This is a genomic window from Pontivivens ytuae (genome assembly GCF_015679265.1).
In the GTDB taxonomy this organism is placed as follows: Bacteria; Pseudomonadota; Alphaproteobacteria; order Rhodobacterales; family Rhodobacteraceae; genus Pontivivens; species Pontivivens ytuae.
On sequence record NZ_CP064942.1, the window covers coordinates 2,901,182 to 2,927,714 of the forward strand.

25 protein-coding genes and 1 tRNA gene are annotated in these 26,533 nt (G+C 68.9%); 13 read left to right on the plus strand and 13 right to left on the minus strand.

Annotated features, from left to right (window positions below; genetic code table 11):
• Nucleotides 1-42: 42 nt before the first annotated feature.
• The 6 genes from xdhB to I0K15_RS14280 form a co-directional block, all read right to left on the minus strand.
• Nucleotides 43-2,325 carry a xanthine dehydrogenase molybdopterin binding subunit gene (gene xdhB / locus I0K15_RS14255; protein ID WP_196102174.1) on the minus strand — a complete coding sequence of 761 codons (2,283 nt, stop codon included), beginning with the start codon at nt 2,323-2,325 and terminating at the stop codon, nt 43-45.
• 40 nt (nt 2,326-2,365) lie between these two features.
• Nucleotides 2,366-3,766, minus strand: coding sequence for a xanthine dehydrogenase small subunit (xdhA, locus tag I0K15_RS14260; RefSeq protein WP_196102175.1), 1,401 nt, complete (start codon nt 3,764-3,766; stop codon nt 2,366-2,368).
• 81 nt (nt 3,767-3,847) lie between these two features.
• Nucleotides 3,848-4,597 carry a hypothetical protein gene (locus I0K15_RS14265; RefSeq protein ID WP_196102176.1) on the minus strand — a complete coding sequence of 250 codons (750 nt, stop codon included), beginning with the start codon at nt 4,595-4,597 and terminating at the stop codon, nt 3,848-3,850.
• A 166-nt stretch (nt 4,598-4,763) separates the two neighbouring features.
• Entirely contained in the window at nt 4,764-5,228 is a 465-nt protein-coding gene (locus I0K15_RS14270) for an SRPBCC family protein (protein ID WP_196102177.1), read from the minus strand.
• Nucleotides 5,221-5,676 (minus strand): SRPBCC family protein, encoded by a 456-nt coding sequence (locus tag I0K15_RS14275; RefSeq protein ID WP_196102178.1) that lies wholly within the window; start codon nt 5,674-5,676, stop codon nt 5,221-5,223. Before I0K15_RS14275 ends, I0K15_RS14270 begins: the two co-directional genes overlap by 8 nt.
• A complete protein-coding gene (locus tag I0K15_RS14280) occupies nt 5,666-6,004 on the minus strand; it encodes an ArsR/SmtB family transcription factor (RefSeq protein WP_196102179.1) in 339 nt (112 codons plus the stop codon). Before I0K15_RS14280 ends, I0K15_RS14275 begins: the two co-directional genes overlap by 11 nt.
• A gap of 142 nt (nt 6,005-6,146) precedes the next feature.
• Here I0K15_RS14280 and dnaE point away from each other — a divergent pair, with 142 nt between their 5' ends.
• Nucleotides 6,147-9,674, plus strand: a complete 3,528-nt coding sequence (dnaE, locus tag I0K15_RS14285; protein WP_196102180.1) for a DNA polymerase III subunit alpha — start codon at nt 6,147-6,149, stop codon at nt 9,672-9,674.
• A gap of 11 nt (nt 9,675-9,685) precedes the next feature.
• On the opposite strand, the gene I0K15_RS21090 is transcribed toward dnaE, so the two are convergent.
• The 3 genes from I0K15_RS21090 to I0K15_RS14300 form a co-directional block, all read right to left on the minus strand.
• A complete protein-coding gene (locus I0K15_RS21090) occupies nt 9,686-10,471 on the minus strand; it encodes a DUF4145 domain-containing protein (RefSeq protein ID WP_230374132.1) in 786 nt (261 codons plus the stop codon).
• A 77-nt stretch (nt 10,472-10,548) separates the two neighbouring features.
• On the minus strand, nt 10,549-10,821 hold the full coding sequence (locus tag I0K15_RS14295) for a hypothetical protein (RefSeq protein ID WP_196102181.1): 273 nt from the start codon (nt 10,819-10,821) through the stop codon (nt 10,549-10,551).
• A gap of 248 nt (nt 10,822-11,069) precedes the next feature.
• On the minus strand, nt 11,070-11,222 hold the full coding sequence (locus tag I0K15_RS14300) for a carbohydrate-binding module family 14 protein (RefSeq protein ID WP_196102182.1): 153 nt from the start codon (nt 11,220-11,222) through the stop codon (nt 11,070-11,072).
• 259 nt (nt 11,223-11,481) lie between these two features.
• Between I0K15_RS14300 and I0K15_RS14305 the strand changes: the two genes are divergently transcribed.
• From I0K15_RS14305 to I0K15_RS14345, 9 genes are all read left to right on the plus strand, one after another.
• On the plus strand, nt 11,482-12,606 hold the full coding sequence (locus I0K15_RS14305) for an Acg family FMN-binding oxidoreductase (protein WP_196102183.1): 1,125 nt from the start codon (nt 11,482-11,484) through the stop codon (nt 12,604-12,606).
• A gap of 13 nt (nt 12,607-12,619) precedes the next feature.
• Nucleotides 12,620-13,039, plus strand: a complete 420-nt coding sequence (locus tag I0K15_RS14310; protein ID WP_230374133.1) for a MarR family winged helix-turn-helix transcriptional regulator — start codon at nt 12,620-12,622, stop codon at nt 13,037-13,039.
• 99 nt (nt 13,040-13,138) lie between these two features.
• A complete protein-coding gene (locus I0K15_RS14315; RefSeq protein WP_230374134.1) occupies nt 13,139-13,888 on the plus strand; it encodes a hydroxypyruvate isomerase family protein in 750 nt (249 codons plus the stop codon).
• Nucleotides 13,889-13,951: 63 nt separating this feature from the next.
• Complete coding sequence (locus tag I0K15_RS14320) at nt 13,952-15,202, plus strand: sarcosine oxidase subunit beta family protein (protein WP_196102185.1); 1,251 nt, start codon at nt 13,952-13,954, stop codon at nt 15,200-15,202.
• A 41-nt stretch (nt 15,203-15,243) separates the two neighbouring features.
• The gene (locus I0K15_RS14325; RefSeq protein ID WP_196102186.1) at nt 15,244-15,612 is read left to right on the plus strand and encodes a hypothetical protein; all 369 of its coding nucleotides are present in this window, start codon (nt 15,244-15,246) and stop codon (nt 15,610-15,612) included.
• Nucleotides 15,609-15,857 (plus strand): sarcosine oxidase subunit delta, encoded by a 249-nt coding sequence (locus I0K15_RS14330; RefSeq protein ID WP_196102187.1) that lies wholly within the window; start codon nt 15,609-15,611, stop codon nt 15,855-15,857. The genes I0K15_RS14325 and I0K15_RS14330 overlap by 4 nt, the downstream gene beginning before the upstream one ends.
• Entirely contained in the window at nt 15,854-18,730 is a 2,877-nt protein-coding gene (locus tag I0K15_RS14335) for a sarcosine oxidase subunit alpha family protein (RefSeq protein ID WP_196102188.1), read from the plus strand. The genes I0K15_RS14330 and I0K15_RS14335 overlap by 4 nt, the downstream gene beginning before the upstream one ends.
• 243 nt (nt 18,731-18,973) lie before the next feature.
• Nucleotides 18,974-19,420 (plus strand): aminomethyltransferase family protein, encoded by a 447-nt coding sequence (locus tag I0K15_RS14340; protein WP_196102189.1) that lies wholly within the window; start codon nt 18,974-18,976, stop codon nt 19,418-19,420.
• Nucleotides 19,417-20,637: a glycerate kinase type-2 family protein gene (locus I0K15_RS14345; RefSeq protein ID WP_196102190.1), complete on the plus strand. Its 1,221-nt coding sequence runs from the start codon at nt 19,417-19,419 to the stop codon at nt 20,635-20,637. Before I0K15_RS14340 ends, I0K15_RS14345 begins: the two co-directional genes overlap by 4 nt.
• A 16-nt stretch (nt 20,638-20,653) precedes the next feature.
• Here I0K15_RS14345 and I0K15_RS14350 read toward each other — a convergent pair.
• Nucleotides 20,654-20,730 (minus strand) — tRNA-His (locus tag I0K15_RS14350).
• A gap of 99 nt (nt 20,731-20,829) precedes the next feature.
• Here I0K15_RS14350 and I0K15_RS14355 point away from each other — a divergent pair.
• Nucleotides 20,830-21,027: a DUF6324 family protein gene (locus tag I0K15_RS14355; RefSeq protein ID WP_196102191.1), complete on the plus strand. Its 198-nt coding sequence runs from the start codon at nt 20,830-20,832 to the stop codon at nt 21,025-21,027.
• A 209-nt stretch (nt 21,028-21,236) separates the two neighbouring features.
• Here I0K15_RS14355 and I0K15_RS14360 read toward each other — a convergent pair whose 3' ends face one another.
• A complete protein-coding gene (locus I0K15_RS14360; protein WP_196102192.1) occupies nt 21,237-22,886 on the minus strand; it encodes a thiamine pyrophosphate-dependent enzyme in 1,650 nt (549 codons plus the stop codon).
• A 114-nt stretch (nt 22,887-23,000) separates the two neighbouring features.
• Between I0K15_RS14360 and I0K15_RS14365 the strand changes: the two genes are divergently transcribed.
• Nucleotides 23,001-24,080: a CaiB/BaiF CoA transferase family protein gene (locus I0K15_RS14365; protein ID WP_196102193.1), complete on the plus strand. Its 1,080-nt coding sequence runs from the start codon at nt 23,001-23,003 to the stop codon at nt 24,078-24,080.
• Nucleotides 24,080-24,862: a maleylpyruvate isomerase family mycothiol-dependent enzyme gene (locus tag I0K15_RS14370; RefSeq protein ID WP_196102194.1), complete on the plus strand. Its 783-nt coding sequence runs from the start codon at nt 24,080-24,082 to the stop codon at nt 24,860-24,862. The genes I0K15_RS14365 and I0K15_RS14370 overlap by 1 nt, the downstream gene beginning before the upstream one ends.
• A 16-nt stretch (nt 24,863-24,878) precedes the next feature.
• Here the strand turns inward: I0K15_RS14370 and I0K15_RS14375 are convergent, their stop codons facing one another.
• Both I0K15_RS14375 and I0K15_RS14380 read right to left on the minus strand, forming a co-directional pair.
• Nucleotides 24,879-25,238 carry a VOC family protein gene (locus I0K15_RS14375; protein WP_196102195.1) on the minus strand — a complete coding sequence of 120 codons (360 nt, stop codon included), beginning with the start codon at nt 25,236-25,238 and terminating at the stop codon, nt 24,879-24,881.
• The gene (locus I0K15_RS14380; protein WP_196102196.1) at nt 25,235-26,485 is read right to left on the minus strand and encodes a flavin-dependent oxidoreductase; all 1,251 of its coding nucleotides are present in this window, start codon (nt 26,483-26,485) and stop codon (nt 25,235-25,237) included. The genes I0K15_RS14375 and I0K15_RS14380 overlap by 4 nt, the downstream gene beginning before the upstream one ends.
• Between the last annotated feature and the right edge of the window lie 48 nt (nt 26,486-26,533).

Below are 26,533 nucleotides of genomic sequence, written 5' to 3' on the forward strand. Positions count from 1 at the left end.
CGGTCCGACAGGCGTATTTGGAGAAAGATGAAAGGACAGGCCTCACCATCCGCGGCCCCGCCCGGTCTCGATGGCGTTGAGCAGCCGCTCCGGCGTGGCGGGCGCGTCGATCAGCACGTCCGAGCCCGCCTGCTGCACGGCATGTTGCAGGGCCATCAGCGCCGAGGTGCCCAGCATCAGCGGCGGCTCGCCCACCGCCTTCGACTTGTGGATCGTATCCTCGGCATTCTCGCCGTCCCAAAGCTCCACGTTGAACACCTTCGGCCGGTCCGAGCAGGCGGGGATCTTGTAGGTCGACGGCGCATGCGTCGCGAGCTTGCCCTGCGGCGTCCACACCAACTCCTCCATCGTGAGCCAGCCTGCGCCCTGCACGTAACCGCCCTCGATCTGTCCGATATCGAGCGCGGGGTTCAGCGACTTGCCCACGTCGTGCAGGATGTCGGTGCGCAGGATCCGGTTCTCGCCCGTGAGCGTGTCCAGCGCCACCTCCGTCACCGCCGCCCCGTGCGCGAAGTAGAAGAACGGCCGCCGCGGGCCGGAGCGTTGCAGCCGGTCCCATTCGAGCTTCGGCGTGGCGTAGTAGCCGGTGGCGCTGAGGGAGATCCGGGCGTTGTAGGCCAGCGCGATCAGCTCCTCCCACGCGAGGCGGGTTTCGCCAACCTCCACCGCGCCGTCGGTGAAGCGCACCGCCTCCGGCCGCACCTGCCAGCGCTCGGCGGCAAAGGCCGCCAGCCGGTCGCGGATCGTGTCGCAGGCGGCCTTCACCGCCATGCCGTTGAGGTCCGAGCCTGAGGACGCCGCCGTCGCCGACGTATTCGGCACCTTCGCGGTGTCCGTCGCCGTAATCTTCACCCGCGCCACGTCCTGCCCGAAGGCGGTAGCGGCGACCTGCGCCACCTTCATGAACAGGCCCTGGCCCATCTCCGTCCCGCCATGGTTCAGCCGGATCGAGCCGTCGGTGTAGACATGCACCAGCGCCCCCGCCTGGTTGAGCTGGGTCAGCGTGAAGGAGATCCCGAACTTCACCGGCGTCAGCGAGATCCCCCGCTTCAGCACCGGGCTCTGCGCGTTCGCGGCCTCTATCTCAGCCCTGCGGGCCTGATATTCGGCGCGCTCCGCGAGGGTCTCCATCATCTCGCCGATCACGCAGTCCTCGACCGGCATGCCATAGGGCGTGATCTGGCCGGAGCGGGCATAGGCGTTGACCCGCCGCACCTCCAGCGGATCGCGGCCCAGATCGGCGGCGATGTGCTCGATCACCCGCTCGATCCCGACCACGCCTTGCGGCCCGCCGAAGCCGCGAAAGGCCGTGTTGGAGCAGGTATGTGTGATGAGCCGTGTCGAGCGGATCCGGGCGGCGGGCAGGTGATAGGCGTTGTCCGCGTGGAGCATCGCCCGGTCGGCCACCGGCAAGCTCAGGTCCGCCGACCAGCCGCAGCGACAGTATTGATCGAAGACGATGCCCTCGATCCGCCCGTCCGCGTCGAAACCCACCTCGTAGTCGATGCGGAAATCATGCCGCTTGCCGGTGACCGCCATGTCGTCGTCGCGGTCATAGCGCATCCGCACCGGCCGCCCCGTCCGCCGCGCCACCAGCGCGCAGGCCACGGCGAGCGCATTGCCCTGGCTTTCCTTCCCGCCGAAGCCGCCGCCCATGCGCCGCACCTCGACCGAGACCTCGGCGAAGGGGACATGCAGCGCATGCGCCACCTTGTGCTGGATCTCGGAGGGGTGCTGGGTCGAGGCATGGACCCGCATCTCGTCCCCGTCGCCGGGCACGGCGAGCGCCGCCTGGCCCTCCAGGTAGAAATGCTCCTGCCCGCCGATCTCGATCGAGCCCGTCAGCCGCCGCGGCGCCGAGGCGACCGCCGCGTTGGCATCGCCCTTCTCCCATTCGAGCGGCTCCTCCAGCAGGCTGCCCGCCGCCAGCGCATCCTCGATGGTCAGCAGGGCAGGCGCCTCCTCGACCTCCACCACCGCCGCGCGCGCCGCGCGCCGGGCGAGCAGATGCGTATCCGCCGCCACGATGAACAGCGGCTGCGCGTGATAAAGCACCTCCCCGGTAGACAGCAGCGGCTCCGGCTTCGGCGAGGGCGAGACGTCCGGCATCTCCTCGAAATCCGCAGGCCCCAGCACGAGCCCCACCCCCGGCATCGCGCGCACCGGCTCCAGGTCGAGCCGCGTCACCCGCCCCCGCGCCACGGGTGCCAGACCGAAGGCGAGATGCAGCGCCCCGGCCGGTGCCGGAATGTCGTCAGTGTAGCTCGCGCGCCCCGTGACATGCAGCGGGCCTGAGTCGTGCGGATGCTTCTGATGGACGCTCATGCCCGCATCACTCTCGTCAAATACGCAAAAGCCCGGCCGCTCATGCCGCACCCCGCCCGACCAGGCGCGTCGCCGTCCCGGCCCGTTCCAGCCGGTAGCGCTCCAGCATGTTCTGCGCGGCCCGCAGCCGGTAGGCCGCGCTCGCCCGCATGTCGGTCAGCGGCGTGAAATCCTCGGCCAGCGCCGCCTGCGCATCCGCTACCGCCGCCGCATCCAGCGCCCGCCCGACCAGCGCCGCCTCCGCCGCCGCCGCCCGCCTCGGCACCCCGGCCATCCCGCCGAAGGCGAGCCGTGCCTCGGCCACCACATTGCCCTCCATTCGCACCGCGAAGCAGCCACAGACGGCGGAGATATCCTGGTCGAACCGTTTGGAGAGCTTGTAGCAGGCCAGCGTATCCTCCTGATCCGGAACGAAGATGCTCTCCACGAACTCCCCGCGCGCCCGGTCCTGTTTGCCGTAGTCCAGGAAGAAGTCCTCCACCGGCATCTCCCGCCGCTCCTCCCCGTGCCGCAGCACCAGGGTCGCGCCCAAGGCGATCAGCGCCGGCGACCCATCCCCGATCGGCGAGCCGTTCGCGATATTGCCCCCGATGGTCGCCGCGTTTCGCACCTGCACCGAGCCGTAGCGCCGGATCAGCTCCGCGAAATCCGGGTGCCGGTCGGCCATCGCCCCGCGCAGGCGGGAGAGCGTCACCCCCGCGCCGATGCGCAAGCCGCCCTCCACTCGCTCGATCCGCAGCAGATCAGTCACGCGGTGCAGGAAGACCATCGGCGCCACGTCGCGGAACTGCTTCGTCACCCAAAGCCCCACATCCGTCGCGCCCGCCACCAGCGTCGCATCGGGATGCATGCCGTAGATCGCCGCGAGGCTTTCGGCGGAGGCCGGCAGAAAGAAGCCGTCCCCGCTCATGTCGCCCGCCTCGGCCAGCGCCCACAGCCCGGCGGTCTCGTCGACTTCCCAGTCCGGCACCGGCTCGCCCGCCGCCGCCTCCGCCGCGCGCACGATCGGCGCGTAGCCGGTGCAGCGGCAGAGATTGCCCGCCAGCACGTCGTCGTGATCCTCGCGCCCCGTGCGGTGCGCCGTGTACAGGCTCATCACGAAACCGGGCGTGCAGAAGCCGCACTGGCTGCCGTGATGCTCCACCATCGCCGCCTGCACGGGATGGAGCCGCCCGTCGGGCGCCGCGACCCCCTCCACGGTGCGCACCGCCTTGCCCGCGAGCTGCGGCAGGAACAGGATGCAGGCGTTCAGCGCCTGATGGACCAGACCTTCCTTGTCCAGCGTCGTGACCGTCACCGTGCACGCGCCGCAATCGCCCTCGTTGCAGCCCTCCTTGGTGCCGGTCAGCCGCCGCTCCTCACGCAGCCAGTCGAGCAGCGTCACCGTGGGGTCCGCGACCTCCACGTCCACCCGTTCACCGTTCAGAAGAAAGGAGATCATCGCCGCTCCCGTGCCGCGCTCCGCATCAATCCCGCGATTTTTATCAGACGGTCAAAACCGGGTAAATCCCGCGCGCCCCTGTCAAAGCGGCGCATAGCCGAGCGCCCGCATCAGCCCTGGATCGACCTCGTTGCGCAGCTTGCGGCGCAGCGGGTCGGGCAGGGCGGCCGCCAGCCGCTCGACCGCGTCGCCCGAGGGCAGGTCCTTCGTCGTGGGCGGCGCGCCGTCCTGATCCCCGGCGAGGAGGTGGGGCGAGAGCGCCGTCACCGTCCGCTCCGGATCGTCCGCAATCTCCTCGGCGCGCAGCAGCACGCCGCGCACGTCGGTCTCCAACAGATCCAGCAGCGCCCGCATCTTCGCGGACCACAGCTGCATCGGGTCGAAGCGGGCATCCGGCCCGAAGCCGTCTCGCCGGAACACCGGGAACGGCCGGTCCAGGAAGGCAGCAAAGCCCCCCGCAGGCTCGCTCAGCCCCGGCACCTTGGGCCGCCGGAACAGCCCCTCGAGGCAGACGACGGGGTGGGCTGCCACGCAGACGAACAGCGTCTCGCGCGCATGGGCGGCCGAGCGGATCACGTCGATCGAGGGCGCGGTCGCCGTCCAGCCGAAATCGGAATAGAGGATCCGGTCATGCTCGGCATCCAGCAGCCGGTTGTGCAGCTCCGCCCGCTCCTGCGAGCGCACCTCCTGCAACACCTCCTTCAGAGCCTGCCGGTCGAGCTCCGGCTCCCCGCGCATCACCGTCACCCGGAACCGCCGCCGCACGAGCCGCGCCAGCCACGACGCACCGGAATTGCGTTCGGCGAAGATCTTGGCATAGAGCGCGGTCAACGGGGGGCGGCCTCCGGCTGCATGTGAACCGCGATGCTAGTCCCGCATCCCGCCGCCGTCGACCCGCTCCAACGCGCCACCACCCCGGACCCCGACCCGGGGTCTTCCTGAACGCCGCGCAACCCTCCGAAAGGTGCCGGGTCAGGCCCGGGACGGTCCCACCATCCTACTCCGCCACATACGCCGCGAGCTGGTCGATCACCGTCCCCCAGCCGTCGAAGAAGCCCATCTCCTCGTGCGACTTCCGACCCGCTGCATCCTTGTGCAGCACCCGGGCCGTGTAGCGCGTCCCGCTCCCGGCAGGCTCCATCAGGATGATCCCGGTGAAGAAGCTATCCGCATTGGGCCGAAACCCGGCGGAGAGCGCGTCGCAGAACACCAGCCGCCGCGCCGTCTCCGCCACCAGGATGCAGCCCTCGCCCGCCATCTCGGCCCCGTCGGGCATCCGCATCCGGGTGAAGAACCGCCCGCCCGGCGCCGGATCGATCACGACGTCGACCAGCTCCACCGGTTTCGGCGCCCACCAGATCTTCAGCTCCTCTGGCGTCGTCCAGGCCCGCCACAGCCGCTCGGGCGAGGCCGCGATCTCGCGCACGATCTCCAGGTCGGTCTCGGGGTTGAGATCAAACATGCTCCGCCTCCAGGCTCCGCGCCAGCGCGCCCATCAGGTGCTCCCACCCGGCCTCGCGCCCAGCGATCCCGTCGCTGTCGCCATAATAAACGCCCTGCTCGGTGAAGGTCAGCCGCGTCCCGTCCCCCTCCGCCGCGAAGGTCACGGTGGCGAGCGAGGCCGAATGCACCACGTCGTCCAGCGCCATGGTGTAGGCATAGACGATCCGCGCGCCGTCCTCGATGTCGAGGAAGGTGGTGGCGTTGGAATGCTCCAGCCCGTCCTTCGCCCACGCCCCGCTCTCCGCACCCCCGATCCGGAAGTCGAGATCGTAGCGCACCGTCCGCCAACCCGGCGCGTCGTCCTTGGCGAACCACGCCGCCTTGCGGTCCTTGTCGGACCACGCGCGCCAGACCCGATCGGGTGCCGCCGCCAGCACCCGGCTCATCGTGAAGCTGTCATGTCTCATGGTCTCGCTCCTCCTCCAGCATCGCCTCCAGCCGGTCGAGCCGCGCGCTCCACGCGCGCCGCCGCTCGGCGATCCAGCGCTCCGCGTCCGCCATCCGCTCCGCCTCCAGCCGGCAGGTGCGGACCCGGCCCACCTTCTCGCTCGCGACCAGGCCCGCCTCCTCCAGCACGCGCAAGTGCTTCAGGACGGAAGGAAGCGCCATCTCCAGCGGCTCGGCCAGCTCGCCCACCGCCGCGGGCCCCCGCTCCAGCCGCGCGATCATCGCCCGGCGCGTGGGGTCGGAGAGGGCGCGGAACACCGCGTCGAGGGCAGAATCATGGTAAGCCATGTGGGAAACTATCGCCCCGCCACGCGCGCCGCGCAAGGAAAACTTTCCGCACCGGCTAAGTTTCATCACTCTCGCCAAATACGCCCGCCGGAGGCGTCCCGACCCATGGCCCCCGCGCCGCGGCGGCGATAACGTCACGCCCATGACCCAGCCCCGATTCATCCACCTCCGCGTCCACTCCGCCTTCTCCCTTCTCGAAGGGGCGATCCAGGTGAAGAAGCTCCCCGCCATGGCCGAGGCCGCGGGGATGCCCGCCGTCGCCATCACCGATACCTGCAACAATTTCGCAGCACTGGAGTTCTCCGAGGTGGCGAAGAAGGCGGGTCTCCAGCCCATCATCGGCACCCAGTTCCCGCTCTCCTACGCCCCGCCCGCGCGTCCCGGCGACAAGGCGCCCGAGCCGCGCGACATCGTGCTGATCGCGCAGAACGAGGCCGGCTGGACCAACCTCATGCGCCTCAACACCCGCGCCTATCTGGAGTCCGGCGACGCGCTCCCGCACATCACCCTCGACGAGCTCGCCGAGCATACCGAGGGGCTGATCTGTCTGACCGGCGGCGCGCTCGGCCCCCTCGGCCAACTGATCCGGGACGGCCATGCGCCGAAAGCGAAGGCGCTGACCGAACGCCTCGCGGCGCTCTTCCCCGACCGCCTCTACATCGAGATCCAGCGCCATCCGGAGGGGGCCGAGCGCCGCACGCAGGCCGAGGCCGCGACCGAACCCGGCCTCGTCGGCCTCGCCTACGAGCTCGACCTGCCGCTCGTCGCCACCAACGACGTCCATTTCCCTCAGCGCGAGATGTACGAGGCCCACGACGCCCTCATCTGCATCCGCGAGGGCGCCTATGTCGATCAGGCCGAACCGCGCCGCCGCCTGACGCCGGAGCACTACTTCAAGACCGCCGACGAGATGGCCGACCTCTTTGCAGACCTCCCCGAAGCGGCCGAGAACACCATCGAGATCGCCCGCCGCTGCGCCTTCAAGGTCGAGACGCGCGACCCCATCCTGCCGCGCTTCGCCGATGACGAGGTGGACGAGCTGCGTCGCCAGGCCAACGAGGGCCTCAAGGCCCGGCTCGAAGTCATCGAACCCGCCGCCCCGATCTCCGACTACCAGGACCGCCTCGATTTCGAGCTCGGCATCATCGAGAGCATGGGCTTCCCCGGCTACTTCCTGATCGTCGCCGACTTCATCAAGTGGGCGAAGGATCACGACATCCCCGTCGGCCCCGGCCGCGGCTCCGGCGCGGGCTCCCTCGTCGCCTACGCGCTCACCATCACCGACCTCGACCCGCTGCGCTACTCGCTCCTCTTCGAGCGGTTCCTCAACCCCGAGCGGGTCTCCATGCCCGATTTCGACATCGACTTCTGCATGGATCGCCGCGAGGAAGTCATCCGCTACGTGCAGGAGAAATACGGGCGCGAGAAAGTCGGCCAGATCATCACCTTCGGCGCATTGCTCTCCAAGGCCGCCGTCCGCGATGTCGGCCGCGTGCTCCAGATGCCCTACGGCCAGGTGGATCGCCTGTCGAAGCTGATCCCGGTGGAGGGCGTCAAACCCGTCTCCATCGAACAGGCCCTCGTGGACGAACCGCGCCTCAAGGAGGAGGCGAGGCAGGAGGAGGTCGTCCAGCGCCTCCTCGACATCGGGCAGAAGATCGAGGGGCTCTACCGCAACGCCTCGACCCACGCTGCGGGCGTCGTGATCGGCGACCGCCCCCTCGACCGGCTCGTCCCGCTCTTCAAGGACCCCCGCTCCGACATGCCCGCCACCCAGTTCAACATGAAATGGGTCGAGCAGGCGGGGCTGGTGAAGTTCGACTTCCTGGGCCTGAAAACACTCACCGTCATCCAGAACGCCCTCGACCTCCTGAAGGCGCAGGGCAAGCCGATGATCGCACCGCCGGAGGGCGACAGTATCGAGGCACGCGCCCGCCGCGCCGCCCTCGAAAAGAACCCCTACGACATCTCGGCGATCCCCATCGACGACGAGCCGACCTACGCCCTCTACGCCTCCGCCCACACGGTCGCGGTGTTCCAGGTGGAAAGCTCGGGCATGCGCGACGCCCTGCGCCAGATGAAGCCCACCTGCATCGAGGACATCATCGCCCTCGTCGCCCTCTACCGCCCCGGCCCGATGGAGAACATCCCCAAGTTCTGCGACGTAAAGAACGGCCGGGCGGAGCGCGAGAACCTGCACCCCACCATCGACCACATCCTCGACGAGACGCAGGGCATCATCGTCTACCAGGAGCAGGTGATGCAGATCGCGCAGGAGATGGCGGGCTACAGCCTCGGCGGCGCCGACCTCCTGCGCCGCGCCATGGGCAAGAAGATCCAGGAGGCGATGGACGCCGAGCGCCCCAAGTTCCTCGCCGGGGCCGCCGAGAACAACGTCGACCAGGCCAAGGCGCAGGAGGTCTGGGACCTCCTCGACAAGTTCGCCAACTATGGCTTTAACAAATCCCACGCCGCTGCCTATGCCGTGGTCAGCTACCAGACCGCGTGGCTCAAGGCGAACCATCCGGTGGAGTTCATGGCGGGCGTCATGAACTGCGATATCCACCTCACCGACAAGCTCAACACCTACAAGCAGGAGGTCGACCGCCTCGGCATCGGCCTTGTCCCGCCTTGCGTCAACCGCTCCGAGGCCACCTTCACCGTGCGCGACGGCCAGGTCGTCTACGCGCTCGGCGGGCTGAAGAACGTGGGCGTCGAGGCCATGCGCCTCATCACGGAGGCCAGAAAAGACGAAAAGGGGGGAGAAAAACCCTTCCTCGACCTCTTCGACTTCGCCCGCCGGGTGGATCTCAAGCGCGTCGGCAAGCGCCCGCTCGAAATGCTCGCCCGCGCCGGTGCCTTCGACCTGCTCGACGCCAACCGTCACAAGGTGTTCCGCAGCCTCGACCAGCTCGTCGCCTATTCCGCCGCCACCCATGAGGAGAAGACCTCCGCCCAAGGCGGCCTCTTCGGCGACGCAGGCGAGGAGCTGCCCGCGCCCCGCCTCCCCATGCCCGAGGACTGGCTCCCGACCGAGCGTCTGGCCGAGGAGCATCAGGCCATCGGCTTCTACCTCTCCGGCCACCCGCTCGACGACTACATGCCCGCGCTCAAGCGCAAGCGCGTCATGACGCTGGCCGAGATCACGAAGGAGGCCGCCCGCGCCCCCAAGGCCGCCAAGATCGCGGGCACCGTCTCATCGAAGCAGGTGAGGAAGTCCGCCCGCGGCAACCGCTTCGCCTTCGTCGCCTGCTCCGACCCGACGGGGCTCTACGAGGTCACGGTCTTCGGCGACACGCTGGAGCAGGCGGGCGACTTCTTCGACACCGGGCAGAACGTGGTGATGAGCGTGGAGGCGACGGTGGAGGGCGACAGCCTCAAGCTCCTCGCCCGCTCCGTCGCCCCGGTGGATGAGATCGTGGCGGATGCGGGGGCGGCGGGCCTGCGCATCTTCGTCACCGAGGAAACCGCCATCGGCTCCGTCGCCACCCGCCTCGCCGACCTCAAGGACGGCCCGCGCCGGGGCAGGGGGCCGGTGAACCTCGTCCTCCGCCACCCCGACCTGCCCGGAGAGGTCGAGATAGCCCTCGCCGACCAGTACCGCATCACCCCCCAGATCAAGGCGGCCCTGAAAAGCGCACCGGGGGTGGAGTATGTGGAGGAGTTTTAGCGGCGCCCTTCTTACTTCATGTCGCGCTGTTTGATGCCTTCAAGTGCGCTTTGGGGGAGGGAATTGTAAATATCATTAATTTGCTTCGGCTCTGAGATAGTTTTTTCTGTAATAATATTGATTAATTTGAAAAGTGTAATTGCAATTTCGTTATCGTCTGAAAAGTCTATTTTTCCAGGGTGAACAGCATTATTTCCAATTACACGTACTGCATCAAGCGCTCTTTGCACGTCTTGAGGCATGCCCTTGGAAACAAGAGAGCCAATATCCTTGTTAATATTAGAGCCTTCCTCGCCAAGCTCTTTGCATAGCATCTGTATGGCCAGCCGTAAAAGGGCTGCTGCTCCGCGCGGAGAGCTATTCAGAATCGACGCCGCTTCTTTATATAGATCTAAAATATCTTTCGGTAGGTCGGGGTTTGGCAGAGGTGCTGTGTTTGCAATAGGATAGACTAACTTATCATTGACCCAAATTGATATTTTTGAGCAATGATAGCAAGATGACATAAATAGCTTTATTATTGAGTATTCAGCGACAGTGTCGGGAGAGATTTCTAGTAGTTGAAGTGCGTTGATATTTTGAGCCGTATGTACTGCAGTAATCAGGGCTTCAATTCCTGTTGGTGGTACTTTGCTCTCATTGCCATCGCTATCACTCCTATACATCGTGACGTCAGGTGTTGTTCGGGCGCCTGCTATACGATTTGCGAGGGCCTCATACCAAGTTTGAGTTGTTAGCACGTTGCAGTGTGGGCAATTAAATGCTTTTTTTCGAACGCTCGGCGCTTCCGACTTCATGTTTTCTGTCTTCTTGCTGCATGTTCGGTGGCATAGGAATACAAAGTCGCAATCGATGTGTCTATAAGGGGGCGGGCTTAAGCACTCTCCCGCCACCCCTTTCTCAGGAACCACCGCAGCTTTTTCCACAGGTTGACCCGCCGGCGCGGGGCCAGGGGGACGAAGCGGGGGTCGTTCTGCCCGTCATGCTCTTCGGAGCACACGCGGGGCAGGGTGTGGGCCAGCGGGTTGAACTCACCGGGCGTGATGCAGGGCTGGACCGGCAGCACGTGCCGGTTGTCCCGGCGGGACGAACGGGAGTCGGGGTCGCGATCGACCTTGCGGTCGAAGATGAAAAACGGGGGATGCATGGCTGCGATCCTGTGATTGGTCTTTGGAAAAAGGCCGCCGCAACGGCCAGGGGGCTGCAGGCTCTCAGAGCGCTGGGAGATCAATATCCTTCATCATGTGCAGCCCTCCACAAATCGTGGCACCAATCATTTCGTCCGCAGGTTGTATCAGATTCTCCGACCCGGCTGAACCCCCGCCTGCGACATTCCGTCAGGAAAAACGCCCCGGACGATGCCGGGGCGCCTCAGGATCTCGATCTGCGGGCGGATCAGCTCGTGGTCGCCACGCAGGTGCGCGTGTCCGCGTCGTAGGTCGTGCCCGGGGCGCAGGACATCACCTGCTCTTGGCCCCAGTTGCAGCCCGCCGCGAAAGCGGTCAGCGGGGCGGCGGTCATGGCGAGTGCCAGGACAAGGGTCTTCATCTGGATACTCCTCTGCTTGACTTTGCGTAAGGTAGCACGCGTCCCGCCCCCTCCAAACCGCTTGCATGTCGCACCCCCGTTAACCTTTCGCGGGGCGGAGGCCGGTCCGCTGGGTGGCATACGGATGTCATACGCTTTTCATACGCAGATCATACGCGGCCTGCCGGGCCGTCGGGCATGGTTAATAGTGCAACGCTGCACTTGTTTAAGTGCAAGATTGTACTATGTCGGAGGGACATCAACCCGACCGGAGGCCCCCATGTCCCTGACCCGCCGCCAGACTCTCGCCCTCGTCGGAGGCGGCGTCATCGCCGCCGCCGGCGTCACCGCGACCGGCTTCGCGCTCACCCGCACACCCGAAAAGGCCCTTGCTCCGTGGGGACTTGCAGGCAGCTACGGGGAGGCGCGGCGCGACGCGCTGTCCTACGCGATCCTGGCCCCCAACTCCCACAACCTGCAGCCCTGGCTGGTGGAGCTCGTGGGCGAGGATGAGGTTGTGCTCCACGTCGACCGCACCCGCCTCTTGCCCGAGACTGACCCCCTCGACCGCCAGATCACGATCTCCCTCGGCTGCTTCCTCGAACAGCTCCGCCTCGCCGCCACCGCCACCGGCCATGCCGTTGACATCACGCCATTTCCCGAGGGCGAGCCGGACGGGCGCCTCGACGACCGGCTCGTCGCGCGCGCCGTGTTCCGCCCCGGCGCCACCCCCGATCCGCTGCTCCCCGCCATCGTTGAGCGCCGCTCCGCCAAGGTGCCCTACGACATGGAGCGGGTGCCCGACACCGCCCCCTTCACCGGCCCCGACCTCGCCACCGACGGCACCACCGATCCCGCCCGCGTCGCGGCCCTGCGCGACCTCTGCTGGGCCTCCTGGCGGGTCGAGTCCTCGACCCCCGCCAAGCACATGGAGAGCGTCAATGTCATGCGCCTCGGCAAGGCGGAGATCGAGGCGAACCCCGACGGCATCGAGCTCGGCGGCCCGATGCTGGAGGCGCTGATGCTCGCCGGCCTCGTCACGCGCGACCAGCTCGCCACGCCGGGCACCACCGCCTATGAGCAGGGCGTCGCCATGTACAGCGCCATGATCACGGGCACCCCCGCCTTCGTCTGGATCAACACCGCCGGAAATGCCCGCGTCGACCAGCTCGAGGCCGGGCGGCGCTGGCTCCGGCTCAACCTCGCCACGACGCAAGCCGGACTGGGGCTGCACCCCATGTCCCAGTGCCTGCAGGAGTATCCGGAGATGGCGGAGCACTACGCGGCGGCGCACGATATGCTTGCGGCCCCCGGCGAGACTGTGCAGATGCTGGGGCGGCTGGGCCATGCCGGGCCGGTCCCGCAGACGCCGCGCTGGAGCCTCGATGCCAAGATCCGCACCTGACGACGCCGCCAAGATGTTCCGTCTCTTCAACGAGATCGGCATCCTCCAGCAGCTCAGCCGAGCGATGCTGGAGCGGCATCTCGACGGGCTGACGGTGCTCCATTTCAGCGTGCTGAACCACCTGGTGCGGGTGGGCGAGGGGCCGACGCCCCTGCGCCTGTCCCGCGCCTTCCAGGTGCCGAAGACGACGATGAGCTTCACGCTGAAGGGCCTCGTCGCCCGCGACCTCGTGCGGCTGGAGCCGAGCCTGGAGGACGGGCGCGCGAAATGCGTCTTCCTGACCGACGCGGGCCGGCGCTTTCGCGAGGGGGCGATCGCTGCGATCGGGCCGGAGCTGACCGAGGTCATGCCCCACCTGCCCGCGGGGCTCGCCGACGACCTGCTGCCGGGGCTCACCCGGCTGCGCGAGGTGCTGGACGCCGCGCGGGATTGAGGCCTTCGCCTCCGGCGGGGATATTTCGGGACAGATGAAGGCGGGGCTCGACACGGGGCGCCGACCGCGGCGAGGATCGCGGGCGAAGGAGACCTGCCCATGCGCCTCGCCGCCAATCTTTCTATGATGTTCAACGAGCTGCCCTTCCTCGACCGGTTCGCGGCGGCGCGGGCCGCGGGGTTCGAGGCGGTGGAGTTCCTGTTTCCCTACGCCTTCGACGCGCGGGAGATCGCGGCGCGGCTGGAGGGAGAGGGGCTCGAACAGGTGCTCTTCAACCTGCCCCCCGGCGATTGGGAGGCCGGGGAGCGGGGCCTCGCCGCCCTGCCGGGGCGCGAGGCGGCGTTCCGGGAGGGCGTCGCGCGGGCGGCGGACTATGCCGCGGCGCTGGGCTGCCGGACGCTGCACGCCATGGCCGGGATCGGCGGCGATGACGCGGTCTATCGCGAGAACCTGGCCTTTGCGGCCGACGCGCTCGGCGATCTCACTCTGACTGTCGAGCCGATCAACCCGGTGGACATGCCGGGCTATCACCTCGCCGACATGGATGCAGGCGCAGCGCTGGTGGCCGGGATGGACCTGCCGAACCTGCGGCTGCAATTCGACCTCTACCATTGCCACCGGATCCACGGCGAGGTCGCGGACCGCATCGCGCGCCACGCGCCGCTGGTCGCCCACTGGCAGGTCGCGGGCTTCTCCGGCCGCCACGAGCCTGGCCCCGACGAGATCGCGCTGATCGTCGCGGCGGCGCGCGCCACGCCGGACCTCGCCATGGGCTGCGAGTACCGCCCGGCGGGTGCGACCAAGGCGGGTCTCGGCTGGCTTGATGCCGCGCGGCAGGCGATGCCCTGAAAACGACACCGGGCCGTCGCAAGCGCCCTTGCCTCGGCCCGCTGCGCAAGCTCAGGTGGCGCCATGGGTTATTCGGCCTTCAGGATCATTCGCGAGGGACTGACCGGCAACAAGGGCTGGCGGCCGGTCTGGCGCACGCCGGAGCCGAAGTCGCGCTACGACGTCGTCATCATCGGCGGCGGCGGGCACGGGCTGACCACCGCCTATTACCTCGCCAAGAACCACGGCATTACCAACGTCGCAGTGCTGGAGAAGGGGTACCTGGGCGGCGGCAATGTCGGGCGGAATACGACGATCGTGCGCGCCAACTACCTGCTGCCCGGCAATTCGGAGTTCTACTCCCACTCCCTCAAGCTGTGGGAGGGGATGGAGCAGGAGCTCAACTACAACACCATGATGAGCCAGCGCAGCGTCCTGAACCTCGCCCATTCGGACGGGCAGGTGGACGCGTTTGCGCGGCGCGGCAACCAGATGCTCCTGCAGGGCGACGATGCGGAGCTGCTGGATGCCGGTGGCGTGCGGGCCCATGCCCCCTTTCTCAACCACGACAACCAGCGCTTTCCGATCCGCGGCGGGCTCTTGCACCGGCGCGGCGGCACGGCGCGGCACGACGCGGTCGCCTGGGGCTATGCACGCGGGGCGGACCGGATGGGCGTCGACCTGATCCAGAACTGCGAGGTCACGGGCTTCCAGATCACCGATGGCCGCGTGACGGGGGTGGAGACCACCCGCGGCTCCATCGCCGCCGGCAAGGTCGGGATGGCGGTCGCCGGGCGCACCTCCCAGGTGGGCGAGATGGCGGGCCTGCGCCTGCCGATCGAGAGCCACGTGCTGCAGGCCTTCGTCTCCGAAGGGTTGAAGCCCTGCATCCCCGGCGTCGTCACCTTCGGCATGGGCCATTTCTACATCAGCCAGTCGGACAAGGGCGGACTGGTCTTCGGTGGCGACCTCGACTTCTACAACTCCTACGCCGCGCGCGGGAACCTGCCCATGGTCGAGCACGTGATGGAGGCCGGGATGAGCATGGTCCCGATGATCGGCCAGGCGAAGCTGTTGCGGTCGTGGGGCGGGATCATGGACATGACCATGGACGGCTCGCCGATCATCGACCGCACGCCGGTGGACGGGCTCTTCCTCAATGGCGGCTGGTGCTATGGCGGCTTCAAGGCGACGCCCGCCTCGGGCTGGTGCTTCGCCCACCTGATCGCGACGGGCGAACCGCACGAGGTCGCCGCCAAGTTCCGCCTCGACCGCTTCGCCACCGGGCATCTTCTGGACGAGGAAGGGACCGGGGCGCGTCCCAACCGGCATTGAGGGCGGGATCGTGCGTATTTCGGGAAAGATGAAGGTGGGGCGTGGCTGAACGGATCGAATACTGGGAGGACCGGGTGCCGGAGGAGCTGCGCCGGGCGGTAGCGGAACTCGGCAAGAAGCAGAAGAAGCTGTTGGGCATCGGTGTCCTCATCTCCTTCGGTGCGGTAATCGCCTTGATGGGGCTCTCGGCCGATCCCGATGCGGATCAGTGGCTGCTGGCAAACGAGGTGTTCGAGCTGTTCGCCGCCGGGTCGCTGACCTTCTTCGGCGGACTGATCTGGCTCTTCATCGTGAACCGCGGCATCCGCAAACAGATCGACGAGATCGAGCGGGCGGCACCTGCACAGGGCCTGAAGGCTGTGGTCGAGCGGAGCAATGTCATTTCGTTCCAGGCGTTGGACCTGCGATGAGGATCACCTGTCCCCTCTGCGGCGAACGCGACCTGCGGGAGTTCTCCTATCTCGGGGACGCGCGGCTGGCCGACCGGCCGGGGGCGGAGGCGTCCGCCGAGGCCTGGGACGCCTATGTCCACCTGCGCGACAACCCCGCCGGACCCCATGCTGAGCTCTGGCAGCACGCCTCGGGCTGTCGCGCGTGGCTGCGGGTCGAGCGGGACACGCGCACCCACCAGATTCTGAAGGTGGAGCGGGCATGAGGCTTCCCTCCCACGGCAACCGGATCGACCGGTCGCGCTCGGTGCGCTTCACCGTGGACGGCCGCGGGCATCCGGGGATGAAGGGCGATACGCTAGCCTCCGCCCTGCTCGCAGGGGGCACCCGGCTGATGGGCCGGTCCTTCAAGTATCACCGGCCGCGCGGCGTTGTGACGGCGGGCTCCGAGGAGCCCAATGCGCTCTTCACCATCGGTGACCGGCCCAATGTGCGGGCCACCACGCAAGAGATCTTCGACGGGCTCGACGCCGCCTCCCAGAACCGCTGGCCCTCGCTCGCCGTCGACCTGATGGGGGTGAACGACCGGCTCGCGCCGTTCCTGGGCGCGGGTTTCTACTACAAGACCTTCATGTGGCCCAAGAGCTTCTGGGAGAAGGTCTACGAGCCTATGATCCGCCGTGCCGCGGGGCTCGGCGCGCTGTCCGGCGAGGTGCCGGAGGCCCATGACAAGGCCTTCGCCCATTGCGATCTCCTGGTGATCGGCGCAGGGCCCGCGGGCCTGATGGCGGCACTCACCGCCGCCCGGCGGGGCGACCGGGTGATCCTCGTCGACGAGGATGTGCGGCCGGGCGGGCGGTTGGACGCTGAGAGCTTCGAGATCGGCGGCACGAGCGGCGCCGACTGGGCCGCCGGGGTCGCGGCGGAACTGGCCGCGCTGCCCAACGTGACGCTGATGACCCGCACCACCGTCACCGGCGCCTATGACGGCGGCACCTACGGCGCCTATCAGCGGGTCGCCGAGCATCTCGGCACGCTGCCGCAGCACTGCCCCCGCGGCACCTTCTGGCGGATCGCCGCCCGGCGCGCGGTGCTGGCGGGCGGGGCGCATGAGCGCCTGATCGCCTTCCCCGGCAACGACCGCCCCGGCGTGATGCAGGCGAGCGCCGTGCGCGCCTACCTCCACCGCTACGGCGTCGCCCCCGGCAAGCGGATCGCTGTTTTCACCAACAACGACGACGGCTGGCGGACGGTCCGCGATCTGGAGGCGGCGGGCATCGAGGTCGCGGCCCTCATCGACACGCGCGAAGGCACGGCGCCCGACGTGCAGGCCCGTTTGATCCAAGGCGAGGTGATCTCCACCAGCGGCCACTGGGGGCTGAAGGGCATCGAGGTGCGCCACGGTCGCCGGACCGAGCGGATCGCCTGCGACTGCCTCGCCGTTTCCGGCGGCTGGAACCCCTCGGTCCACCTTACCTGCCAAATGAACGGACGCCCGGTCTGGCGTGAGGACATCGCGGCCTTCGTCCCGGCGGAGAACGCGGTACCGGGCCTCACGGCCATCGGAGCGGCGAACGGCGATTTCTCGACGGCAGCCGCCCTGCGCGCCGGGGCCGAGGCCGGGGGCGGCGGCGAGGTGCCCGAGGCCGAGGACGGCCCCACCCGCATCACCCCCTTCTGGCATGTGGAGGCGAAGGGCCGCGCCTGGCTCGACCTCCAGAACGACGTGACCGTGAAGGACGTCGCACTCGCCCACCGCGAGGCCTTCACCTCCGTCGAGCACATGAAGCGCTACACCACGCTCGGCATGGCGACCGATCAGGGTAAACTCTCCAATGTCGGCGGTCTCGCGGTGCTCGCCGAGCTTTCGGGCCGGGAGATCCCGCAGGTCGGCACCACCACCTTCCGCCCGCCCTACACGCCCGTGCCCATCGCCGCGATGGCCGGCCGCGCGCGGGAAGATCAGTTCGCGCCGCACCGCCTGACGCCTTCGCATGATCTGTCGGTGGAGAGGGGGGCGGCGTTCCTCGAAGCCGGGCTCTGGCATCGCGCCGCCTACTATCCGCAGGGCGGCGAGGACTGGAAAACCGCCGCCGATCGCGAGGTCGGCTACGTGCGCAACACAGTCGGCATCTGCGACGTCACCACGCTCGGCAAGATCGACGTGCAGGGGCCGGGGGCGCAGGCGCTGCTCGACCTCATCTACACCGGCAAGATGTCCACGCTGAAGGAGGGCCGGGTGCGCTACGGCCTGATGCTGCGCGAAGACGGCCACGTGATGGACGACGGCACCTGCGCGCGGCTGGGGACGGAGCACTACGTCATCACCACGACCACCGCGGCGGCCGGGGAGGTGATGTCCCATATCGAATTCTGCGCGCAGGTTCTGTTACAGAATTCCGATGTGTCGGTGATTTCTGTAACGGATCAGTGGGCGCAGTTCGCCGTCGCCGGACCGCAGGCGCGCGACCTGCTGGCGGAGGTGGTGGAGGCGGATCTCTCTACCGAGGCGCTCCCCTTCATGGCCTTTGTCGAGACCATCGTTGCGGGCGTGCCGGGCCGCCTCTTCCGCATCTCCTTCTCCGGCGAGCAGGCCTACGAGGTCGCCGTGCCCGCCCGCTACGGCGATGCGCTCGCAAGGCTTTTGGCCGAGAAGGCGGAGGCGCGCGGCGGCGGGCTCTACGGGATGGAGGCGCTCAACATCCTGCGTATCGAGAAGGGCTATCTCACCCATTCCGAGATCCATGGCCGGGTGACTGCGGAGGACCTCGGCATGGGTCGCATGATCAGCCCTTCCAAGGATTGCATCGGCAAGGTGCTGGCCGCGCGGCCCGGCCTGATTGGGCCGGACCGCCAGCAATTGGTGGGTCTGCGCGCGGTCGAGGAGGGGCGGCTGCTTGCCGGAGCGCATCTCTTCGCGGAGGGCGCGGTGCCGGGTACGGGCACGGATCAGGGCTACATCACCTCGGCCTGCATCTCGCCGACGCTGGGGCCGCTGGCGCTGGGCTTCCTCGTGAACGGTCGCGCGCGGCATGGCGAGCGGATCCGGGCCGTCGACCTGTTGCGCGGAGCGGACGTGACGTGCGAGATCTGTGATCCGGTCTTCTTCGACCCGGATGGGGAGCGGATGCGTGCGTGAAGCGGTGAACGATACGACGACACTGTTTGCGGAGGGCCGCGCCCGAGCCTGGGTGGGCGCCCTCGTGACGGTCGCTCAAGGCGTTGTCCCCTCAAGACAATCCACGGCGGAGCGACTTGAGAGGCTGCAAAGCGCCCTCCCGGGGGGAGGCTCGGGCGCTGCCCGGCGGTACCGCCGGGCGAAAGTCTTTCGTCGGTGCGCGCCCTTGGATGCCATCGGCGCTCGTTGTGAGAGTCTTCGGTAATGACCCTCACCGCGACTTCCCCCTTTGCCACCTGCGAACTGCCGCTGACTGCTGGCGGCCTGCGCCTCTCCGAGTACCCGATCGAGCGGATGTGGTCCGTCGCCGTCGATACCGCCCCGACCGCCAAGGCGATCCGCGCCGATCATGCGCACTGGTTCGTCTTCGGCGACCGTCCCGAGGGCCGGGTCACGGACCAGTCCGACGGTTGGGCGGCGCTCGACCTGACGGGCTCGGGTTGGGAGGGGGTGCTGGCCCGCCTTTGTCCGCTTGACCCCGCGACCATCGCCACCGGCACGGCGCAGCGCAGCGAGTTTGCGCATCTCATGGCGCTGGTCGTGGGGATCGAGGGTGGGGTCAGGATCTTCGTCATGCGCTCCTTTGCCCGGCACCTGCATCACGAGGTGGCGATCGCCATGCGCTCCGTCACCGCGCAGGCCGCGCTTTGAACCCCGAGCGGCTCCTGCGGGATCTCTTCGGCGCGGCGGTGGAGGCGGCGCTGCCCGCGAAGGTCCTCGCCGAGCATCTGCCGCCGAAGCCCGAGGGCCGGGTCGTTGTGGTCGGCGCGGGCAAGGCCTCGGCCGCCATGGGCGCGGCATTGGAGGCGGCGTGGGGTCCCTGCGAGGGCCTGATCGTCACGCGCTACGGCCATGCGGTCCCCTGCGAAGGGGTCGAGATCGTCGAGGCCGCACACCCCGTCCCCGATGCGGCGGGAGAGACGGCGGCGCGGCGCATTCTGGACTTCGCCACCGGCCTCGGCGAAGGCGACCTGATGGTGGCGCTGATCTCCGGGGGCGGCTCCTCGCTGCTGTCGCTCGGCGCGCCGGGCGTGAGCCTCGCCGACAAGCAGGCGCTGAACCGCGCGCTGCTCGCCTCCGGTGCGTCCATCGATGAGATGAACTGCGTGCGCAAGCACGTCTCGGCGGTGAAGGGCGGGCGGCTCGCGGCGGCGGCGGCGCCGGCGCGGGTGCTGACGCTTGTGATCTCCGACGTGCCGGGCGACGATCCGGCGGACATCGCCTCCGGCCCCACGGTCGCGGACAAGACGACGCTGGAAGACGCGCTGGAGATCGTGGCGCGCTACCGCCTCGACCTGCCGGAGAGCATCCGCCACGCCCTCGCCGATCCGGCCAACGAGACGCCGGATGCGCTGCCCGGGACCGAGCTGCGCATGATCGCCACGCCGCTGATGAGCCTGCGCGCGGCGGAGGCGGTGGCCCCCGTGCCCTGCCTGATCCTCGGCGACGCGATCGAGGGTGAGGCGCGCGAGGTCGGACGTGCCATGGCCGGGATCGCCCTGTCGGTGAAGACCCATGGCCTGCCGATCCGTCCGCCTTGCGTGCTGCTGTCGGGTGGGGAAACCACGGTAACGCTGCCCAAGGGCGCGCCGGGTCGAGGCGGGCGCAATGTGGAGTTCCTGATGGGCCTGATGGAGGCGCTCGACGGCGCATCCGGCATCCATGCGCTCGCCGCCGATACGGACGGCGTCGATGGCGCGGCGGAGGTCGCGGGCGCCGTGATCGGGCCCGACACGGACCGCGGCGACCTCGCCCGGGCGCTGCGCGACTACGACGGCCACGGCCTCTTCGAGGCGCTGGGCGCCCAGGTCGTGACCGGACCGACGCTGACCAACGTCAACGATTTCCGGGCGATCTACATCGCTTAGACGGGTCCGGAGGGGATGGTACCGACACCCCGGCTCGAACGGGGGACCTCTTGATCCACAATCAAGCGCTCTAACCTACTGAGCTATGTCGGCACTGGCCTGCGAAATACCGCCGGGCCTGACCGATTGCAAGGGGCGATCTGGACATGCGCGGCGGCCCGCTATACGTGGCGCGGCAAAGGAGATTGCACCATGGGCATCAACAGCGAAAGCGACATCGCGGCAAACCTGCAGATCGGCCCGACCGACCGGGGCATGGTGCGCCTCTATGTCGAGGGCGACGGGGTGGAGCTGCCGCTGGACTTCGACCCCGACGAGGCCGACGAGATCGCCGAGGAGCTGAAGGCGGCGGCGGCGCAGGCGCGGAAGGTCGGTCAGAAGAAGCGCTGAGGCAGCGTTTCACCTGAAAGAAGCTCGGTTAAATGTTATTTTTCCGCGTCTTATGCACCACCCCGCGACTTGGGCTGCCGTGACAGCTTAAGCATGACCGATCCCCGACAACTCCCTCGTCGATGATTGTGAACGCGATTTGCAATGAAGGTTAGCACGCCCTTGTCGCGACTGTTTTGGCCGAAAATAGCAAAGTCTGAGGCAGTCAGTCACCCGGACGCGGCCGCGTGGATTTCGGCGATGGTCTGGCCCGGGGTGATCGCTTCCGTCGCGATGTCGAGGTGCAGGACTGCGGCGGTTCCGGAGCCCAAGGCGGCGTCGAAGGCGGCCGGGAAGTCCTCGGTCCGGGCGACGTGGGCGCCGTGAAGGCCGCAGGCACGCGCCAGGGCCGCGAAGTCGGGGTTGCTGAGATCGGTGCCGGACACCCGCTCCGGAAAGTGCCGTTCCTGGTGCATGCGGATCGTGCCGTAGCTGCGGTTGTCGAGGACCAGCACGATGGGTCGGGCTCCTTCCTGCGCCGCGGTCGCAAGCTCCATGCCGGTCATCTGGAAGTCGCCGTCGCCGGCGAAGCAGACCACCGTGCGCTCCGGCGCCTCCAGGCTCGCGGCGATGGCGGCGGGGATGCCGTAGCCCATCGCACCCGATTGCGGGGCGAGGAGCCTCCGGCCCCCACCCAACGGCACGTGGCGGGAGGGCCAGGTGGCGAAGTTGCCGGCACCGTTGGTCAGGATAGTGTCCGGCGGCAGCACCTCGCGCAGATGGGCGCAGACCGCGACCATATCGACTGGCGAGGGCTGGGGGCGGGTGCGGAAGACCGCCTCGACGCCGGCGCGGGCGGTCTCGCGCCACCCCGCCCGGGCCGCCACTGGCCGAAGGCCCGCGTCCCGCAGTGCCGCCGCCATCCGGTTTGGCCCGGACACGATCGCATGCCGCGGTGTATAGATCTTCCCGATCTCGTCGGCCGAAGGATGCACGTGGATCAGCACCTGCTCCGGATCGGGTGCGCGCAGGAGCGTGTAGCCGTCCGTCGTCATCTCCCCGAAGCGCGGCCCGATAGCGAGGATCACGTCCGCCTCCCGGATCAGCCGCGCCGTGGCCGCGGGCATCCCGACGCCCGCGTCGCCCGCATAGCAGGGCGAGGCGTTGTCCATCACGTCCTGCCGGCGGAAGCTCACGACGACCGGGATGTCCGCGGCCTCGGCGAAGGCCTGCAGGTCGGCGCGGCCCGTGTCGCGCCAGGCGGACCCTCCGGCGAGGATCAGGGGGCGCTCCGCCTTTGCAAGCGCGTCGATCGCGGCCGCCACGTCCTCCGCCGACGGCGCCGGTTCCGCGACGACGACCGGGCGGCAGACGGGGGCCGAGACCTCGGCGCTCAGCACGTTCTCGGGCAGGGCGACGACCACCGGACCCGGGCGGCCGGATTGGGCGGTCGCCCAGGCCCGCGCCACGATCTCGGGGATGCGGTCGGCCTGTTCGATCTCCACCGCCCATTTCGCGAGGGGGCCGAAGGCGGCGCGGTAGTCGACTTCCTGAAACGCCTCGCGGCCCCGCATCTCCGCCCCCACCTGTCCGACGAAGAGGATCATCGGGGTGGAGGCCTGCATCGCCGAATGCACGCCGATGGCGGCGTTCGTGGCTCCTGGTCCGCGTGTGACGAAGGAGAGGCCGACCTCGCCGGTGAGCTTGCCCCAAGCCTCCGCCATGAAGGCAGCACCCCCCTCGTGCCGCGCATTGACGAAGCGGAACGGCGCGTCGCGCATCGCGTCGAGGAGGGCGAGGTAGCTCTCCCCCGGCACGCCGAAGCCCATGCGGCCGCCCTGCGCCAGAATGCACTGCATCAAAAGCTCGCCGCCGGTCATGGTTCGTCCTCCTCGTCTCAGGGCTCACAAGGCCGGGGCCGCCCGCCGGGGTCAAGCCCTTGTGGCCGCGGGCGGTTTCGGCCACGCTCTGGCCAAAAGACGGGGAGGGAACCGGTGGGGCCACTCAAGGGCATCCGCGTGGTGGAGTTCGCAGGGCTGGGGCCGGGCCCCTTCGCCGCGATGTGGCTGGCGGATATGGGCGCTGACGTGGTGCGGATCGACCGGCCCGGCGGCGGCGATCTTTTCCCGATGGACTACGACGTGCTGGCGCGCGGCCGCCGCTCGGTGGTGGCCGACCTGAAGTCGGAGGAGGGCCACGCGCTCGCCCTCTCCCTCATCGGCAAGGCGGACTTGCTGATCGAGGGCTTTCGCCCCGGCGTGATGGAGCGGCTCGGGCTCGGCCCCGACGTGGCGCTCGCGGCGAACCCCCGGGTGATCTATGGGCGCATGACCGGGTGGGGGCAGGACGGCCCGCTGGCCCATGCCGCCGGGCACGACATCGACTACATCGCGCTGACCGGCGCGCTGCACGCGATCGGCAGCGAGGCCCCGGTGCCGCCCCTCAACCTCGTCGGCGATTTCGGCGGCGGGGGGATGTACCTGGTGGCTGGACTGCTTGCAGCGCTGGTGGAGCGCGGGACCTCCGGCAAGGGGCAGGTGGTGGACGCCGCGATCACCGACGGGACGGCGCATCTGATGGCGATGATCTACGGGATGGCGGCGAACGGGCTGTGGCAAGATCGGCGGGCGAGCAACGCGCTCGACGGTGCTGCGCATTACTACCGCTGCTATGAATGCGCCGATGGCAAGTGGCTCGCGGTGGGTGCCATCGAGCCGCAGTTCTACGCCTGCCTGCTGGAGCTCACGGGGGCGGACTGTACCGCGCCCCAGCATGACCCGGCCTCCTGGCCCGAGCTCTCGGCCCGCCTCGCCGCGCTCTTCGCCACCCGCCCCCGCGCCGAGTGGATGGAGCTGCTGGAGGGCACCGATGCCTGCGTCGCGCCCGTCCTCTCGCTTGCCGAGGCGCCGGAGCATCCGCACAACGCCGCCCGCCGGACCTTCGAGACCCGCGACGGCGTCACGCAGCCCGCGCCCGCCCCGCGCCTGTCGCGCACGCCGGGCGCGCTCGACCGCCCGCCGCCCGCCCGCGGCGCGGATCTCGACGACGTCCTCAAGGATTGGGAGATCGGATGATGCAGCAGGCCATCGACTTTCTGGAGGAAGCCCGCGCGCTCCACCGCGTGATCGCCGCCCGTCCGGTGGCGTTCCTCGCCACGCCCACCCTCTTCAAGGGCTGGACGGTCGAGGAGATCGTCCGCCACCTCCACGTCTGGGACGGCCTCGCCGACCTCGCCCGCACGGATGAGGAGGCGTTCCTCGCCACGATCCCCAAGGCCGGGGCCGCCGTGATGGGCGGCAACACGCGGGTGACCGAGCTCGAGCTGGTGCCTGCCACGGGCCGGGCGCTGGTCGCCGCCTGGCAGGCCCGCTACGAGCGGATGGGTGCGGAATGGGCGGCGGAGGACCCCAAGCGTCGCCTGAAATGGGCGGGGCCGTCCATGTCGGTCCGCTCGTCGATGACGGCGCGGATCATGGAGGTCTGGTCGCACGGGCAGGCGATCTACGACGTCGCGGGGCTCGACCGAAAACCCACGCCGCGGCTGTGGAATGTGGTCATGCTCGGCATCAACACCTTCGGCTGGACCCACCAGGTACGCGACTGGCCGGTGCCCGAGACCATGCCGCTCGTCCGCCTGACCATCGGTGACGAGGTGAAGGAATGGGGGGACGCAGCCGCAGGCCGGATCGAGGGTGAGGCCGAGCACTTCGCCCAGGTCGTAACGCAGACGCGGAACGTGGCCGATACGGCGCTGGTGGTCGAAGGCGAGGTCGCCCAGCGCTGGATGGAGAACGCCCAGTGCTTCGCCGGCCCGCCCCATCCGCCGCCCGCACCCGGCAGCCGCCACAGCGTTTGACGATCCCTCGGCCGGCTCAGGCCGGCTGGATCAGGTCCCAGCGGTTGCCCCACGGATCGCGCCAGACGGCGACGCGGCCATAGGGCTCGTCGCGCGGCGCTTCCTCGAACATGGCACCCGCCGTCTCCAGCCGCGCGGCCGTCGCCTCGAACTCGGCCGTCTCCAGAAAGAAAGCGACCCGACCACCCGCCGCCGGAACCGGGTCGGCCACCTGCGCCAGCAACAGCGCCGAGCCGCCTTCGGGCGCGCCGACCTTCACCCAGCGCTTGCCGCCGCCGAGCGCCGTGTCCTCCAGCAGCTCGAACCCGGCGGCCGTGAAGAACGCGATCGCCGCATCGTAATCCGGCACCGGCAGTGCGACCGTGGCGAGCTTCATGCGACCCGGATCGCTTCGGAGGCGTTGAGCCGCGCCATGTCCCCGCCCACGATCCGCTTGTAACCGTCGGCGGCCGTCGCAAGCTCCTCCCGGCTCAGCACATCCTCGATCCGCTCGAAGCCCTGCGGCGCGCGGCCCTCCACGATGTCGAGCACCGCATCGGGCCCGTCGCCGCGGTTGGCCAGCACGATGGCTGAGGTCGCCTCGCGCCGCTCCGCCTCGTAGGTGTCGAGCGCCGCGATACCGGCGCCCTGCCGCGCGATCTCCCGCGCCAGAACGCGCGCGTCGAGCACCGTCTGGCTCGCCCCGTTCGAGCCGATGGGATACATCGCGTGCGCTGCGTCACCCAGCAGCGTCACCCGGCCGTGCCGCCAGCGGGGCAGGGGATCACGGTCGACCATCGGGTATTCCCAGATGCTTTCGGCCCGCCGGATCAGGTCCGGCACGTCGAGCCAGTCGAAGGACCAGTCCGCGAAATGCGGCAGGATGTCCGCCGGATCGCCGGGCCGGTTCCAGTCCTGCCGGGCGAAGAGGTGCTCCGGCGGGAAGGCGAGGTCGGCGATCCAGTTGATCAGGCTGCCGCCCTCGGTGTCCGCGATCGGGTAAGCCACGAACTTGCGCCGCTTGCAGCCGGTCATCGCAACCGTGCGCCCGGTGCGATAGCGCGGCCCTTCGGTCACGCCGCGCCACATCATGATGCCGCCCCAGGCGGGCGGCCCCTCGTCGGGATAGAGCACGCTGCGCACCGTCGAGTTGATCCCGTCGCAGCCGATCAGGAGGGAGCCGTGGACCAGCCCCCGGCTCTCCCCGCTCTTGCGGTCGGTGAGCTGGACCTCCACCTCGTCCGGGTCCTCGACCCAGCCCGAGACCATGGCGCCGGTCGTCACCGCCTCCGGCCCCGCCCGCTCGATCAGCGCGTGGTAGAGTTCCATCTGCAGGCCGCCGCGGTGTAGCGAGTATTGCGGCCAGCGGTAGCCCGCCTTCAGCCCCCGCGGCTCGGCCCAGACGAGCTGCCCGTGGGAGGAAAAGTAGGCGACCTCCTCCGTCTTCAGCCCCACCCGGTCGAGCGCATCCGACAGGCCCATGGCCTGCAACTCCCGCACCGCGTGGGGCTGCACGTTGATGCCGACGCCCAGCGGTTTGATCTCGCGCACCGCCTCGAAGACCCGGACGGGCACGCCCGCCTCGTGCAGGCTCAGCGCCAGCGTCAGCCCGCCGATGCCCGCGCCCGCGATCAGGACCGTCATGTCGTTTCTCCCCGTTTTTCAGGTCAGGCTGCGGCGGCGATTTGCAAC

What these genes read in the sequence shown, in the direction of transcription:
- xdhB (WP_196102174.1), bottom strand. Translation starts at nt 2,325, where the DNA reads ATGAGCGTCCATCAGAAGCATCCGCACGACTCAGGCCCGCTGCATGTC.
- xdhA (WP_196102175.1), bottom strand. Translation starts at nt 3,766, where the DNA reads ATGATCTCCTTTCTTCTGAACGGTGAACGGGTGGACGTGGAGGTCGCG.
- I0K15_RS14270 (WP_196102177.1), bottom strand. Translation starts at nt 5,228, where the DNA reads ATGTTTGATCTCAACCCCGAGACCGACCTGGAGATCGTGCGCGAGATC.
- I0K15_RS14275 (WP_196102178.1), bottom strand. Translation starts at nt 5,676, where the DNA reads ATGAGACATGACAGCTTCACGATGAGCCGGGTGCTGGCGGCGGCACCC.
- I0K15_RS14280 (WP_196102179.1), bottom strand. Translation starts at nt 6,004, where the DNA reads ATGGCTTACCATGATTCTGCCCTCGACGCGGTGTTCCGCGCCCTCTCC.
- dnaE (WP_196102180.1), top strand. Translation starts at nt 6,147, where the DNA reads ATGACCCAGCCCCGATTCATCCACCTCCGCGTCCACTCCGCCTTCTCC.
- I0K15_RS21090 (WP_230374132.1), bottom strand. Translation starts at nt 10,471, where the DNA reads ATGAAGTCGGAAGCGCCGAGCGTTCGAAAAAAAGCATTTAATTGCCCA.
- I0K15_RS14295 (WP_196102181.1), bottom strand. Translation starts at nt 10,821, where the DNA reads ATGCATCCCCCGTTTTTCATCTTCGACCGCAAGGTCGATCGCGACCCC.
- I0K15_RS14300 (WP_196102182.1), bottom strand. Translation starts at nt 11,222, where the DNA reads ATGAAGACCCTTGTCCTGGCACTCGCCATGACCGCCGCCCCGCTGACC.
- I0K15_RS14305 (WP_196102183.1), top strand. Translation starts at nt 11,482, where the DNA reads ATGTCCCTGACCCGCCGCCAGACTCTCGCCCTCGTCGGAGGCGGCGTC.
- I0K15_RS14310 (WP_230374133.1), top strand. Translation starts at nt 12,620, where the DNA reads ATGTTCCGTCTCTTCAACGAGATCGGCATCCTCCAGCAGCTCAGCCGA.
- I0K15_RS14315 (WP_230374134.1), top strand. Translation starts at nt 13,139, where the DNA reads ATGCGCCTCGCCGCCAATCTTTCTATGATGTTCAACGAGCTGCCCTTC.
- I0K15_RS14320 (WP_196102185.1), top strand. Translation starts at nt 13,952, where the DNA reads ATGGGTTATTCGGCCTTCAGGATCATTCGCGAGGGACTGACCGGCAAC.
- I0K15_RS14330 (WP_196102187.1), top strand. Translation starts at nt 15,609, where the DNA reads ATGAGGATCACCTGTCCCCTCTGCGGCGAACGCGACCTGCGGGAGTTC.
- I0K15_RS14335 (WP_196102188.1), top strand. Translation starts at nt 15,854, where the DNA reads ATGAGGCTTCCCTCCCACGGCAACCGGATCGACCGGTCGCGCTCGGTG.
- I0K15_RS14340 (WP_196102189.1), top strand. Translation starts at nt 18,974, where the DNA reads ATGACCCTCACCGCGACTTCCCCCTTTGCCACCTGCGAACTGCCGCTG.
- I0K15_RS14355 (WP_196102191.1), top strand. Translation starts at nt 20,830, where the DNA reads ATGGGCATCAACAGCGAAAGCGACATCGCGGCAAACCTGCAGATCGGC.
- I0K15_RS14360 (WP_196102192.1), bottom strand. Translation starts at nt 22,886, where the DNA reads ATGACCGGCGGCGAGCTTTTGATGCAGTGCATTCTGGCGCAGGGCGGC.
- I0K15_RS14370 (WP_196102194.1), top strand. Translation starts at nt 24,080, where the DNA reads ATGCAGCAGGCCATCGACTTTCTGGAGGAAGCCCGCGCGCTCCACCGC.
- I0K15_RS14375 (WP_196102195.1), bottom strand. Translation starts at nt 25,238, where the DNA reads ATGAAGCTCGCCACGGTCGCACTGCCGGTGCCGGATTACGATGCGGCG.
- I0K15_RS14380 (WP_196102196.1), bottom strand. Translation starts at nt 26,485, where the DNA reads ATGACGGTCCTGATCGCGGGCGCGGGCATCGGCGGGCTGACGCTGGCG.